The sequence below is a fragment of the Parabacteroides faecis genome (assembly GCF_014647375.1).
Lineage (GTDB): Bacteria > Bacteroidota > Bacteroidia > Bacteroidales > Tannerellaceae > Parabacteroides > Parabacteroides faecis.
This window is the reverse complement of the sequence record NZ_BMPB01000006.1, coordinates 253,933-269,144: the sequence shown is the minus strand read 5'-3', so window position 1 is coordinate 269,144 and position 15,212 is coordinate 253,933. Positions and strand designations below refer to the sequence as shown.

At 40.0% G+C, this 15,212-nt stretch carries 12 protein-coding genes; all 12 read left to right on the top strand.

Annotated elements, in window-relative coordinates:
• Position 1 precedes the first annotated feature (1 nt).
• The 12 genes from IEY67_RS10190 to IEY67_RS10135 all read left to right on the top strand — a co-directional run bounded on the left by IEY67_RS10190 (position 2) and on the right by IEY67_RS10135 (position 15,201).
• Positions 2 to 1,060: a BF3164 family lipoprotein gene (locus IEY67_RS10190; protein WP_183668365.1), complete on the top strand. Its 1,059-nt coding sequence runs from the start codon at positions 2 to 4 to the stop codon at positions 1,058 to 1,060.
• 9 nt (positions 1,061 to 1,069) lie between these two features.
• Positions 1,070 to 1,930, top strand: coding sequence for a DUF1573 domain-containing protein (locus IEY67_RS10185; RefSeq protein ID WP_183668363.1), 861 nt, complete (start codon positions 1,070 to 1,072; stop codon positions 1,928 to 1,930).
• Positions 1,931 to 2,143: 213 nt separating this feature from the next.
• Positions 2,144 to 2,395: an NVEALA domain-containing protein gene (locus IEY67_RS10180; protein WP_183668362.1), complete on the top strand. Its 252-nt coding sequence runs from the start codon at positions 2,144 to 2,146 to the stop codon at positions 2,393 to 2,395.
• A gap of 112 nt (positions 2,396 to 2,507) precedes the next feature.
• The gene (locus tag IEY67_RS10175; RefSeq protein WP_183668360.1) at positions 2,508 to 3,626 is read left to right on the top strand and encodes a DUF4934 domain-containing protein; all 1,119 of its coding nucleotides are present in this window, start codon (positions 2,508 to 2,510) and stop codon (positions 3,624 to 3,626) included.
• A 7-nt stretch (positions 3,627 to 3,633) separates the two neighbouring features.
• Positions 3,634 to 4,491, top strand: coding sequence for a DUF1573 domain-containing protein (locus IEY67_RS10170; protein WP_183668358.1), 858 nt, complete (start codon positions 3,634 to 3,636; stop codon positions 4,489 to 4,491).
• Between the two features lie 124 nt (positions 4,492 to 4,615).
• The gene (locus IEY67_RS10165) at positions 4,616 to 4,888 is read left to right on the top strand and encodes an NVEALA domain-containing protein (protein WP_183668356.1); all 273 of its coding nucleotides are present in this window, start codon (positions 4,616 to 4,618) and stop codon (positions 4,886 to 4,888) included.
• A gap of 180 nt (positions 4,889 to 5,068) precedes the next feature.
• Positions 5,069 to 5,944: a signal peptidase I gene (lepB, locus tag IEY67_RS10160; protein ID WP_183668354.1), complete on the top strand. Its 876-nt coding sequence runs from the start codon at positions 5,069 to 5,071 to the stop codon at positions 5,942 to 5,944.
• A 10-nt stretch (positions 5,945 to 5,954) separates the two neighbouring features.
• Complete coding sequence (locus IEY67_RS10155; RefSeq protein WP_183668352.1) at positions 5,955 to 7,466, top strand: GAS domain-containing protein; 1,512 nt, start codon at positions 5,955 to 5,957, stop codon at positions 7,464 to 7,466.
• Between the two features lie 32 nt (positions 7,467 to 7,498).
• Positions 7,499 to 9,316, top strand: coding sequence for an O-antigen ligase family protein (locus tag IEY67_RS10150; RefSeq protein WP_183668350.1), 1,818 nt, complete (start codon positions 7,499 to 7,501; stop codon positions 9,314 to 9,316).
• An 85-nt stretch (positions 9,317 to 9,401) separates the two neighbouring features.
• Entirely contained in the window at positions 9,402 to 10,490 is a 1,089-nt protein-coding gene (locus IEY67_RS10145; RefSeq protein WP_122354401.1) for an efflux RND transporter periplasmic adaptor subunit, read from the top strand.
• 130 nt (positions 10,491 to 10,620) lie between these two features.
• Positions 10,621 to 13,701 (top strand): efflux RND transporter permease subunit, encoded by a 3,081-nt coding sequence (locus tag IEY67_RS10140; RefSeq protein ID WP_183668348.1) that lies wholly within the window; start codon positions 10,621 to 10,623, stop codon positions 13,699 to 13,701.
• A 21-nt stretch (positions 13,702 to 13,722) separates the two neighbouring features.
• Positions 13,723 to 15,201, top strand: coding sequence for a TolC family protein (locus IEY67_RS10135; RefSeq protein WP_183668346.1), 1,479 nt, complete (start codon positions 13,723 to 13,725; stop codon positions 15,199 to 15,201).
• Positions 15,202 to 15,212 lie beyond the last annotated feature (11 nt).

Genomic DNA, 15,212 nt, shown 5'->3' with positions numbered 1-15,212 from the left:
AATGAAACATCTCCTTTATTATATATTAATAGGTATTAGCTGCCTGAGTGCCTGTACGAGTTCTCCGGATTCGCACTTTTCGAGATACTCGGACTTTACCAAAACCAAGGCACTCAGCGCACAGGTAATCAACCTGGATACTATCCTGTTCCGTTACCCATTCCGGGTAACGGTCAGGGATAGTGTTGCCGTTGTAATGGATCTGCACAATATAGATCACTATTTACACGCGTTTACCTATCCGGGGTGGAAACACATTGCTTCTTTTGGCAGACGTGGAGAAGCACCGAAGGAGATGTTATCAGCAGCAAACATTCAATTCAACTCCCTAGATTCCCTATGGGCACTCGATCCCAACAAGATGCAAATTACACGTTGGAAAATATCTCCTTCTACCAGTTCTGCAGAATTGGTAGAGGAGATTAAATTAGACAAGAAATTAGTCCGTTCATTGGATTTTCATACGATGGAATCAGGTTTTTTGATTCCTGACTATCTAGGAGAACATCGTTTTTGGGAGGTTGACGGTAGCGGTAAACCTATAAAAAGCAATGGTACAATCCCGAGCGAAACAGCCAATGAAGAAACATCTCGTCCTGCATTAGCACAGGCCTGGAGAAGTTTTATGGATTACAATCCGGAGAATGGTGTATTGGCTATGGCTACCCAATTAGGAGAATCACTTGAAATCTATAATCTTAAAGACAGTACACACAAGGTATTGTATGGTCCGGCCGGAGAACCCGAGTTTAAAACAGGTAAAGACGGATCTGGCGTTCCGAATGGCATTATGGGATTTAGTGATATCAAAGTAACCAATAAATATATATATACAGTATTTCAAGGCATTAAGTTTAAAGATAAGTTAGCAGCTTATCAGCGTGGAGAACAACCGGAAGACGGAGGTAGGTTTATCTATGTGTTCGATCTTCAAGGAAACCCTGTACAGAAATATACTCTCGATCGAGCTATATATGGTATTGATATAAACGAAGAAACAAATACGATTGTTGCAACCGAAGTAAAAAGTGATGATCCAATCATAGAGTTCAAAATTTAGAGAATAGTAATGAAAGCTTTAAATCTAATCATACTAGTATTATTACCTATCTTCTTTTCCTGCAAAAACGAACAGAAAGAGAAAGAAAAGCATATTGAGCAATTGGTAAATGAATGGCAGGTAAAAGAGAGCAAATTGCCTGACAACCTTATTTTCACCCGTTATCTGACAGACACCACGGATTTCCGGATTCCGCAGTCCGAATATAAAGTATTAGTATATGTCGATTCAACAGGTTGTACCAGTTGTAAGCTACAACTACATAAATGGAAAGAACAGATCGAATATACCGATTCTGTAGTACTAGAAAAAGTACCTTTCCTTTTCTTCTTCCATTCGAAAGATTATAAAGAAATACGTTATCTGTTAAAACGTGATGGCTTTGACCGTCCTGTCTGCATTGACATGGACAACAGATTAAACAAGTTGAACAAGTTTCCGGCAGATATGACTTTCCAGACATTCTTACTGGATAAAAAGAATAGAGTAGCAATATTAGGAAATCCGGTACATAACATGGCTGTGATAGACCTATACCTGAAACAAATTACGGACAAAGACAATCCCAACAAAAACATACCCAAAACGACCACAGAAATCAATCAGACAGATATTGACTTCGGCACATTCGACAAATCGGAAACGAAAGAAACAACCATAAAGGTTAAAAATACAGGGGATAGTCCCCGCGTGACCGTGGACGTAAGTACCACTTGTGGCCGCACGGCAGCTACCTATAACAAACGATTCGCGAAATCCAGAGAAACCCTTCGGGTGGGAATCAAGATGACACCGAAGGATACTGGCTTCTTCGATGAAGTCGTAACAATTAAGTACAATAGTATTAACAACCAACCCGTCAAGGTCTGAATAAAGGGGAATGTTCGGTGATCGAACGAAAGGGAGTTTGCTGCATCCCGACAAGAATGTACAAGCAAACTCCCGAAGACCCCAAAAAGGAGGTGTATCGTGGTAATATAATCGACAAAACAGAATGAATTATTTCATTCGACTATCTGATCCAAATAGAGTAGGCAAAGATAGAAAATAAATAGAATTTTAATTTAATAAGATACTAAGATCATGAAGAAAAAGATCTTTGGAGCAGTTCTTATCACTGCTATGGCTCTTGCAGCCAGCTGGAATTTCAACCAGAGCAAAAATGAAGTCACACTTTCAGATTTAACTCTAGCCAATTTAGAGGCTTTAGCTGATAATGAAGGTGTTGTAATTACTTGTTCGAAAAGTTGTACAGACGGTATTGGAAAATGTTGGTATAGATTTGGAGGTACTTGTCAACGCTCTGTATCAACAGACATATATTGCACTTGCTAAAGTTTAATAACTAAAATTGTGTCAAAAATATCATTCCAAGTTAAATTATATATGGTAAAATAATTTTTGAAGGTTACATATTTTTGGCACAATTATTAAAATGGATAGTAAAATGACAAAAACAACAACATATATTGTAATTGGGGTGATTTGCTTATTATTTTTTTCATGCAATAAGAAAGACAACACTTATCAAGGTAAGGTTTTATCTGTCGAATTGAAAGAAAATGAATTAGATCCATCACATTTATTTAGTAAAGTAGAAATTATACCACTAGAGACAACAGATGAAAGTCTTATAACTTCAATACATCAAATTATTGAATACAATAATAGGTTTTATATATTAGACGATCGTATTTCCGTTTTATTTTGTTTCGATAAAAGTGGTAAATTTTTATACAAAATAGACAAAACAGGGGATGGACCAGAGGAATATAATTTAATCAGTGAAACTATAATAAACCAAAATAAGATCTATATGTTAAGCCCTATGGGGTTTATACATGTTTATGACATTGAAGGTAATTTTGTAGATAAATATCAACTTCCTAGTGGTGGAGGGCATGATATGATCAAATTAGAGAATGATATTATAGCATACTGGACACTCCTTGGAAATCCTTTAGAATATAAAGTCACATTTTATAATCTAATAAACAAACAAGTTGTAGGTGGATTTTGGAAAGATAATGATGATACTTTTATGAGTAATATGTGCATTGAAGTTTTTTATAATTACGATAATAATTATTATTTTTCAACACAATTTTCAAACGAAGTATATCGCTTCAACACAGATACAATAGAATTAGAATATAAATGGGATTTCGGCCATAACAATTTAAATTTAAAGCCGTATATAAAAGACGTAAAAAAAGATCTAAATAATTTCTCAAAACTAACAGATACTATGGAAATACCATATTATTTCTTTCGAAATTTTCAAAATAAAAATTATTATTACACCATACTAAAAAGCTGGCCAATAGACAAATGGAGAAATATTTTTTATCGCAAAAAAGATGGCAAAAGTTATGTTTTTGACACACTTAAAGGAGGTGTAAAAGTAAAAGATGTAAGCATTTTAACAGATACTTATATGATAAGTGTAATTTCACCAGAAGAAATCCAATCCTGCAAAGAAATTATTTCCAATGAGGATTTGAAAAAATACAACAAACTAAAAGATGACAGCAATCTATGCCTATTCAAACTTTACTTTAAATAATATAATTATGAAAATATTATATATAGGGATTTTATTTTTATTTTTCTCATGTAATGTGTCTAATAATAAAAAAGAAATCACAAATTTAATAAACGAGTGGAATGAAAAAGAAATTATTTTCCCCACAAATTATATAGATTTTATATCATCGAATAAAGAATTATCAGTCGATTCTTCACTCTCTAATTATAAAATATTAATTTATATAGACTCAATAGGATGTTCAAGTTGTAAACTTCAATTAAATGAATGGAAAATATTTATGAAACAAGTAGATTCCCTGACAAATAATCATGTAAAATTTTTATTCATATTACATCCAAAAGAAATTAGAGAGATCAAAGTACAAGCTAAAATAAATAAATTCAACTACCCTTTGTATTTTGATAAAAATGATGAACTGAATAAGCTAAATAAATTTCCATCAGACATTGCCTTTCATACATTTTTACTTGACAGGGAGAACAAAGTTATATTATTAGGCAATCCTGTATCAAACCCCAAAATAAAAGAATTGTATATTAATAAAATATTAAACAAAGGAAATATTCAAATAGATAAAACAGAAATCGAAGTTGATAATTTAAATATTGATTTTGGTAAATTCAATTGGAATAAACCTCAAGAAAGAACAATTCACATCAAAAATACAGGTAAGAATAATTTAACAATTTTAGATATTGCTTCATCATGTGGATGTACAGTTCCTGAATATGATCTAAAAACTGTACCTTCTGGTGAAATTATAAATTTAAAAATAACGTTCACGGCAGAACGTCCTGAATATTTTGAGCGAAATGTGATAATACATTGTAACACAAAAGAGTCACCAATTGAAATTAAATTAAAAGGTAATGCTATATAAAACAACTTTTAATTAATACGATCAATTATAACTATTCTTGTAAAAGTTCACTAAAATGATCTAAGGATAATGGATAATGATAAATAAAAAATTAACGGAATAAATATTTATAAATTATTGAGATATGAAAAAAAAAATGTTTCTGACAGTTCTTATTTCTGCTATGACTATTTCAGCCAGCTGGAATTTCAAGCAAAACAACAATGAAATTAAGTTATCTAATTTAGCTTTAGCAAATGTAGAAGCATTAGCTGATAATGAAGGAACTACTACTTCGTGTTCGAATAAATGTAGTGAAGGCGGTGGAAAATGCTGGTATAAATTTTCCGGACATTGCTATTATTCAGCAAATACGAATGTTTCTTGTACCTGTGATAAAGATGGAAATGCATTATAAACTATGCAATGCATTTTATCAAACTCATAAGGTAGGCTAACAAGTTTATTAAGTTTCAAAGAATAACGTATCTAAAAATGATTCTGAATAGAGATACGAATAAAAATTTAGAAAAAGGGCTGTCTTGCATGTTGAAGACAGCCCATGATATTTTCGTATTCAAAAAACATTATTAATCAAATGAAAATACGAGCATGCATACATAACTTGATCAATAAAGCAATCAATATACTCTTTTGGTTATGTATAATTGTTACTTTTTGGTTTGTTCTGCAGGTATTTGTGTTTACCTACTTTAAAATTCCCAGTAATTCTATGGAAACAGAATTGGCGATCGGTGACAATATATTAGTTTGGAAACCTACTATTGGTCCACGTATATTCAACCTGTTTGCTTCCATGCGAAATGAGCAAACAGATATTTACCGCATTCCAGGGATCAAAAAGATTCAACGAAATGATATTCTCGTATTTAACTTTCCACACCCTAACAGTTGGGATAAAATTGAAATGCACATCCTAAAATATTACATCAAACGATGTGTTGGATTACCGGGTGATACTTTATCCATCCAAAACGGATTCTATCATATAGAAGGAATAGAAACTGATTTAGGGTATCCTGAATCACAAAATAAAATCGCTACAACAGAACAGTTTGAAGATGGTATATTTCATTGTTTTCCGTTCGACAGTATTATAGGCTGGAATATCAAAAATTTCGGACCACTCTATATACCGGCAAAAGGCGATTCCATCATATTGAATCGGACAAACTGCCGGTTATATAAGAAGCTGGTCGAATGGGAACAACAAGGAAGCCTCCAATACAAGGACTCGACAGCTTTTCTTAACGGGACCCCAATCAACAAGTATCGTTTTCAGAAAAATTATTATTTTATGGCAGGTGATAATGGATTAAATTCGCAGGATTCACGTTATTGGGGATTACTGCCCGAAGAATATATTGTTGGAAAAGCCTGGATTATTTGGAAATCAATCGATCCGTATACAAACAAATTCAGGTGGGAACGTTTTTTAAAAGTCATTCATTAAATCTAAGGCCATGAAAAGTATATTCATATCAAGAATAAACATATTATTAGCTATCTTCCTAATGGCTTGCAATTCACAGAATGATAAAAAACTGGAGCAAGCTCTTGAGCGTGCTAAAGAAAACCGGCAGGAACTTGAAAAAGTACTCGACCATTATAAAAAGGATTCTACAAAACTAGCTGCAGCTCGTTTCTTAATCGAGAATATGCCCTATCATTTTACACTGGAACAATACTATACTTCTCCCAGAAAAGAAAAGTATCGACCAGACATCACTCTTTTTGACGGGTTCCAATCTGTCAAAAGACATTGTGATTCATTGACTAACAGAGGATACAGAATAGAAACACATTACAAATACGATATATCGAAACTTAACAGTAGTTTCCTAATAGACAATATAGAACTGGCCTTTGCCGTCTGGAAAAAACCTTGGGCAAAAAACGTTTCATTTACAGACTTTTGCAGATATATTCTTCCTTACCGAGCACAATACGAAGAAGTCTCAAATCTAAGGAAAGAGTTTATGGAACGTTTTCTCCCCTTATTGGATTCTGCGGATGTAAAAACTCCCCTGGAAGCTTGTATAGTGCTACGCAATGAAATAGAGAAGATGGTCAGATATGAAGATACGGGACTCAGCTTATACCCAACTATCAGTGAAACATATCGCTCCGGTATTGGGACCTGTGAAGGTTTATGTAATTTCATAGCATATGCTATGCGATCCGCCGGCATCCCCGTTATCATAGATCAGACAACTTGGGTAAAAATGGACCGTGGGCATTGTTGGTGTGCCGTGCTGGATAACGGACACTTTCTTAGCTTTGGAGAAAATTTGGCACCGGGAGTTCATGCCCGATTATTTTCTAAAACACGTACTCTAAGACCTGCCAAAGTATATCGGCTACAGTTTGAGCCGAATTTAACAGAAGATTATGGAAAAAATGACGATGGCTATGCTGTTTCTTTCAAAAATCCATTGATACAAGATGTTACAACTGAATATCTTGATAAGCCGACCACCATAAAGGTTACTATCGATATGGATATAAAAGAAAACAAACGTAGTAATCAGGTTTACTTATGTAATTTCAATTATAATAAATGGACTGATATTGCTCTCGGATACAGAAAAGATTCGATCTGTTATTTTAATGATGTTGTCGGAGATAATATATTCATGGTGGCAGATGTTCCGGACGGAAACTCCCTACGTTTCATTACGGCTCCATTTTATGTCAGTACAGAAGGGGAAATACATAAATTCATCCCTGATATACAAAATAAAAGTTCTTATACAATACACAAACGTCCGGAAGGATACAAGGAACAGCATACATTATCTTACTGGGATACACAACACAAAAAATTTACCCCTATCGAGTATGTATCAGAGACCGACACGACATTATCTTATAACAATATTCCGGGAAACGCATTATTGTGGTTGTATATACCCATACATATGTATAATCAACGTGCATTCTTTCTGGAAAATGATAGTATGAGAGTATATTAATGATATGTGGAAACCAGTAAAACAGTCGATCTATGAAATACAGACAGTATATAAGTTATTCACTGCTCGCTATCAGCGGATTTTTTCTGCTGTGCACCGTTTTTGCCACGGATATCAGCCTGGTAAACGGGGTAGTCACGGGGAAAGTACACTGGTTTCATCTGTCGATGTTATTTCTGGCGACATGCAGCCTGCTGGCTGCCGTGCTGACAAGACCGGCGAAACAGTTTGCTTTTTCAATGGCAGACGGATTAGTGCTTGTTTTGGCAACTATCGTTGCGCTCACTTATAACTGGCAACTGAATCCGGAACCAGAGAAAATGTTGTTCGGAGGACAACTGGTCGTACTGTGGTTTCTGTTGCGATTTATATTTACCGGATGGCCTCAACTTCGATTGTTTTTTCTGACAACGATCGTTGTAACCGGATTGGTCGAAGCTGTTTTGGGGATGCGGCAGTTGCATGGTTTTGAAGGCTCTAACCATTCCCTGTTCAGGCTGACCGGGGATTTTTATAATCCGGGACCTTATTCCGGATACCTCGCACTTGTTTTGCCGGTTTGCCTGTGGATGATCCTACGGCAAACAAAAATGTATCTGTATTATCTGGCATGGGGTACCTTGCTGGCAATCATCGTAGTATTGCCTGCCGGAATGAGCCGGACAGCCTGGATCGCTGCCGCCCTGTCATGTGCATGGGTGTACTGGGAACAACGGATCGGATGGAAAAAAACAAAAACATACATTTATGAATTTAAAACCTTAACTATAGTATCATCTGTTTTGGTACTAATTTCTGTAGCCGGTGCATTGACGGGTATTTTTCTTCTAAAGAAAGATTCTGCCAATGGCCGGCTACTTTTATGGAAAATAACTGAACAAGCTATAATGGAACAACCCTGGACCGGAACCGGACTGGGAGGTTTTCCGGCTGCTTATGCAGAAACACAGGCGCAGTATTTTGCCTCCGGGAAAGCCTCGGAAACAGAGATGATGGTCGCAGGCTGTCCGGAATACGGATTTAATGAATTCTTACAAATTGGTTTGGAACAAGGGTTGGTGGGTTTAATGGTTTTTGTATTGTTGTTAGGCTATTCCTTGTTCCGGGGGGTGAAAAACAGGCAGGCAGGAGCGGCAGGAGGGATATTGGCGTTGATGGTGTTCAGCCTGGCGTCTTATCCGTTGCAGCTACCGGAGTTCTGGGTGGTGTTGGTGGTGTTGATGGGGATTGCTAATACAACTATCTCCATTGACACACCCCCTACCCCCTCTCGAGAGGGGAAGAAGATACTTTCTGTCGCTGTAATCGGGGGGATGGCGGTATGTTGCGGATGGATTTTCTGGCAGCAGAAAGGCTATTACCAGGGGTATAAGAAATGGAATACATTGAAGATGTTATATAATAGCAAAGCTTATGAAGCGGCGGCGGACGGGTATGAAGAATTGGTGCCGCTGATGGGACATAAGCCGGAACTACTGTTTGAAGCAGCGCAATGCTTGAGTAAGACGGAGCGGTTTGCAGAGGCGAACCATTTGTTGGAACGGGCGATGAAACTGAGTGGTGATCCGATGATACATTATATGGTGGCAAAAAATGAACAGGAGCTGGGAAATTATCAGAAAGCAGAAAATTTATTGCTACATGCAATAGAAATACTGCCGGAACGGATCTATCCCTATTATCTGTTGACTAAACTATACTCGGAAACGACTTTCTTTCAGGAAGATAAGTTTATCAAAGCGGCTGACGCCGTACTGACAAAAGAGCCGAAAGTGGAGAGCACAGCTATCCGCGAAATGAGAACGGAAGTTAAAAAGATGCTCAAAAACATACGGGAAAATCGTAATTAATTTATTTATACACGAATTACGATAACATCGTAACAATAAATTTGTATATTTGGAAATTGAAAACTGAATCATAGCTTATATGAATATGAAATACTACAATTTGCTGGCAATACTGATTCTCTCCGGAATGATAGCCTGCTCCGGTGAGAAAAAAGACAACAGCGCAGGAGAAGAAACTGTCGAAACGGTTTTACCGGACGAAACCAACGAGGTAACCGTGATGACATTAAAGGCTAGTGACTTCAACCACGAACTGATCAGTAACGGCAAATTGTCGGCACGCCGCCATGTAGACCTGCGGTTCGAATCGGCTGAACCGATTGCAGAGATCTATGTGAAGAACGGCGACCGGGTGAGTAAAGGGCAAAAGCTCGCCGAATTATCCACTTTCCGGCTGAAAAACAAAATGGCTACGGCTAAAGATGCATTGGAACGTGCCAAACTGGAACTGCAGGACGTACTGATCGGCCAGGGATACTCACTGGCAGACTCGGCAAAGGTTCCCCCTGCAACCATGCAACTTGTCCGGGTAAAGAGTGGTTACGACCAGGCACTGATTCAACATCAGCTCGCCGAATATGAAGAACGGAACGCTGTGCTGACGGCTCCTTTCGACGGCATTGTAGCCAACCTGTTTGCCAAACAATATAATACCGCTTCTACATCCGACGTATTCTGCACGATCATCGATCCGGGCAGTCTGGAGGCGGCGTTTACCGTTCTGGAAAATGAATTGCCTCTGATAAAGAACGGCGACCGGGTCGAAGTCACTCCTTTTGCCCTGAACGATACCAAAGCGGAAGGACGAATCACCGAAATAAATCCATTGGTGGATGAAAACGGTATGGTACAGGTGAAAGCTGCAGTTACGGACAAGGGTAAACTATTCGAAGGCATGAACGTGCGTGTCAGCATCCACCGCTCACTGGGTAAACAACTGGTCGTTCCGAAAGAATCGGTGGTGTTGCGTTCGGGAAAACAGGTGGTGTTCGTGCTGGACAGCACAAAGACAAAAGCATACTGGACTTATGTGCATACCGGCCTGGAAAATGCAGACAGTTATACGATCGCAGACGGCTTGAAAGAGGATGATATCGTTATTACAAGCGGTAATATTAACCTGGCACATGAGGCTCCGGTAACCATCATCGAGAAGTTGACAGTTGACAAGTGACAGTTGACAGTTAGCTTAACACAATAAATAGTCCCGATGAATAAACAAATATAAAACATAGAACACAAGCGACATCCACCGGTGTCTCCACCTGTCAACTGTCACTTGTCAACTGTCAACTATAAAAGTTATGGTTAAATTCTTACTACAACGTCCTATCGCGGTACTGATGGCTTTCACGGCCTGTTTTATCGTGGGGTTGGTGACTTACTTTACCATCCCGGTATCGTTGTTGCCGGATATTGCAATACCGGAGATCACCATACAGGTATCCGGACAGAATACATCGGCCCGCGAACTGGAAAATACGGTTGTCAAACCGATCCGGCAGCAACTGATGCAGGTGTCTGCCTTACGCGATATTCACAGCGAGACACGCGACGGTGCCGGTATCATCCGACTGAGTTTCGATTTCGGGACCAATACCGACCTGGCATTCATCGAAGTGAACGAAAAGATCGATGCTGCTATGAACTACCTGCCACGTGAAGTGGAGCGTCCGCGGGTGATCAAGGCGAGCGCTACCGATATTCCTGTCTTTTGCCTGAACCTGACACTGAAAACGGGTGACAGCGAAGCAGCCTTCCTCGATCTTTGCCAGTTTGCCGAAACGGTAATCAAACGACGCATCGAACAATTGCCGGAGGTGGCGATGGTGGATATTACAGGAATGCTGAAACGGCAGTTACAGATCGTACCGGATATCAAGATGCTGGAAATGGCAGGTATTACATTGAACGACCTGGAATCAGCACTCAATTCGAACAATATCGAGCCGGGTAGCATGACCGTACGGGACGGATATTATGAATACAATATCAAATTCTCTACATTACTCCGCACACCGGAAGATGTGCAGAATATCTATATCCGCAAAAACGACCGTATTTTCCAGTTGAAGGAACTGGCAAAAATAGCCGTAGTACCGGAGATGGAGACAGGCGCCTCCATCTCGAATGGGAAACGGGCGGTCACACTGGCCGTTATCAAGCAGACGGACGAGAATATGGACAATATGAAGGAGGCATTGCAGGAAGTGACGGAATATTTCGCAACGGTTTATCCGGATATCGATTTCAGCATCAGCCGCAACCAGACCGAATTGCTGGATTATACTATTTCCAACCTAAAACAGAACCTGTCGCTCGGTTTCATTTTTATCTGTATCGTGGCGATCCTGTTCCTCGGGGACATCAAGAGCCCGGCAGTAATCGGCCTGAGTATGATAGTCAGCCTTATCATCAGCTTTCTGTTCTTTTATATGTTCAAGATGTCGCTGAACATCATCTCCCTTTCCGGATTGATCCTGGCATTGGGTATGATGATCGACAGTTCGATCATTGTGACGGAAAATATTATGCAATACAGATCGAAAGGGTACACACTGGAAGAGGCTTGTTCCAAAGGGACTTCCGAAGTAATCACGCCGATGCTGAGTTCAACCTTGACGACCATTGCCGTATTTGTTCCGTTGGTATTTATGAGCGGTATTGCCGGAGCTATCTTCTACGACCAGGCGTTTGCCGTGACGGTCGGACTGATGGTTTCCTATTTTACGGGAATCATGTTACTTCCCGTTCTTTACAAATTAGTCTACAGCATTCCGGATATCAAGCACACGGGAATTAACCTGCGGATAAACAATCTGATCAAAGAACATACGCTGGATCGTTTTTATGATGCGGGAGTCGATTTCGTGTTCCGCCACAAAAAATCGAATATCGTGTTTATTCTGGTCACTCTTCCGTTATGTGTTCTGTTGTTCTACGAAGTACCTAAAAGCAGGATGCCAGAGATCGATCAAAACGAACTGATCGCCCATATCGAATGGAATGAAAACATCCATATCGACGAAAACCGGGAACGGGTGGATAAATTATTCGAACAAGTCACCGGGGAAGTACAGGAATATACTTCATACGTCGGACAGCAACAATTCCTGCTGAACCGCGACAGGGAGCTATCCGCATCGGAAGCCGAATTATATTTCAAGACGGAAAATGCTTCTGCCATAGTCCCTTTACAGGGAAAGGTCACCGAATGGCTGAACAAAAACTATCCGGAAGCGGTATTCTCTTTCTCACCTCCGATAACGGTGTTCGAAAAGTTGTTTGTGACAGGTGAGGCCGATATCGTAGCCGAATTTTATGCCCGTAACAAGGCAGAGGCTCCGGAAGCTCAGTCTTTACACAAGCTGGAATCGCAGATGAAAACATCCACCGGTATTGCTCCGGTCGGTGTCGCTTTCGATAACCAGTTGAATATATCCATCGACAGACAGAAGTTACTACTTTATAAAGTAGACTATAACGAGGTATACCGTTTATTGAAAACGGCTTTCAAAGAGAATGAAGTAGCTACCCTCCGCTCCTATCAGCAGTATCTTCCCATCGCTCTTGCCGGTGACGGGAAAACGGTGAATGACGTTCTACAACAAACGCTGGTACAGACGCAGGCAGACAAAAACGGAAAGACTCAGTATATCCCGTTGCAATCGCTGGTACGAGTGACACAAGGGGAAGACCTGAAGACGATCACCGCCGGAAAGAACGGCGAATATATCCCGTTCAGTTTCTACGATGTAAAGAAAGCGGAACCGTTGATGGAGGAAGTGAAAAAGCTGGGCGGACAGAAATGGGAAATCGATTTCTCCGGTAGTTTCTTCTCCAATCAACAGATGTTAAGCGAATTGGTGGTGATCTTACTGATATCTATCTTGTTGATGTATTTTATCCTGGCTGCACAGTTCGAAAGTTTCCTGCAACCATTGATCGTACTGATCGAGATCCCGATCGACGTAGCAGCTTCTTTGCTGGTGCTTTGGATCTGCGGACATACGATGAACCTGATGAGCGCCATCGGTATTGTGGTAACCTGCGGTATCATTATCAATGACTCTATCCTGAAACTGGATGCGATCAATGAGTTACGGAAGGAGGGCGTACCATTGATGGAAGCGATTCATGAAGCCGGCCGTCGCCGTCTGCGTCCTATCATCATGACATCCCTGACAACCATATTCGGTATGGTACCGTTGCTGTTTTCGTTCGATATGGGTAGCGAACTCCAAAAGCCGCTTTCCATCGCCATGATCTCGGCCATGTTCATCGGTACAGCCGTCAGTTTGTTCATCATCCCGTTGGTTTACTGGTTCATTTACCGGAAACATGATGTAAACGAAGTAATTACTGAAAAACAAACAGAAGTTTAACGAATTCTATATAATGCCGTTATGAAGATATGTAAGCTCTTATTATTGTTTCTATTACTCACATCGGGTTACCTGTGTGCCCAGCCACTCACGTTGTCGCTCGAACGGACAATTTCGCTGGCGGCGGATAGTTCGCTGGAGGCATTCAGGACAAAGAATATGTTTTTGGCAGGTTACTGGCAGTACAGGACTTTCAAGGCAGGGAGACTGCCGAGTCTGACACTGAACCTGACACCGGCGCAGTATTACCGGGATATTACGAAACGATATAATTATGATAAAAACACAGAAGAATATCGTACGCAACAATCATTCTACGCCAATGGAAACCTTCAGGTAAAACAGAACTTCGACCTTCTGGGTGGTACTTTTTATCTGGACTCGGAACTGGGATATATGCGAAATTTTGGTGAAAACACTTATAATCAATATACCACTGTCCCTATTCGGATTGGTTACAGCCAAAGTCTACTGGGTTACAATCCTTTCCGGTGGGAACGGAAGATCGAACCCCTCAAATACGAGAAGGCTAAAAAAGAATTGTTATACAATATCGAAAATATCAGTGAACAAGCCACCTCTTACTTTTTTGCATTAGCTATGGCACAAGCAGAATATGATCTGGCAAAAGAGAATGTAGCTTCAACAGATACTCTATATCGGACAGGACAGGAGCGGCATAAGATCGCAGCTATCAACAAAGCCGAATTGCTGACACTGAAACTGGATGCCGTTAACGCGCGTAATACATTACAAAATGCAGATATAGCCTTGAAAAGAGCCATGTTCAGCCTGGCCTCATTCCTCAACTTCGATAAAAATACAGAAATACGGTTACGCCTTCCGGGACGTCCGAAAGACATGCAGATCTCCGTTGACGAAGCATTGACACTCGCCCGGGAGAACAACCCGAAATTTCTCGACATGAAACAGCAGATACTGGAAGCGGAACAGCAGGTGGACAAGACAAAAAAAGAAGCTATGTTCAATGCCTCTATCAATGCCAGCATTGGTTTTAACCAGGTAGCTGATAAAATGAAAGAAGCCTATCGTAATCCATTGCAACAGGATGTTGTATCCGTATCCGTTTCCATCCCCCTCGTAGACTGGGGCGTACGGAAGGGTAAGCACAATATCGCCAAAAACAACCTGAACGTGACACAAATATCCGCCCGCCAGGAGGAACTGAGCGTGGAGGAAGATGTGATCATGACGGTCGGCGATTTCAATATCCAGCAGAACCTGATCAGTAGCGCGGAAGAGGCGCTGGACCTGGCAGTTATGGCTTATGCCGAAACCAAGCAACGGTTTATGATCGGAAAGGCAGATATCAGCAGCCTGACTTTATCATTGAACCGCCAGCAGGAGGCACAGCGTAATTACATCTCCGCTTTGCAAAATTACTGGCTAAGCTATTTCAAAATACGTAAACTGACATTACATGATTTCGAAACAGGCATATCGCTTGCCCGGGAATTCGATTTCACGCACGGACTATAAGTAACAGACTC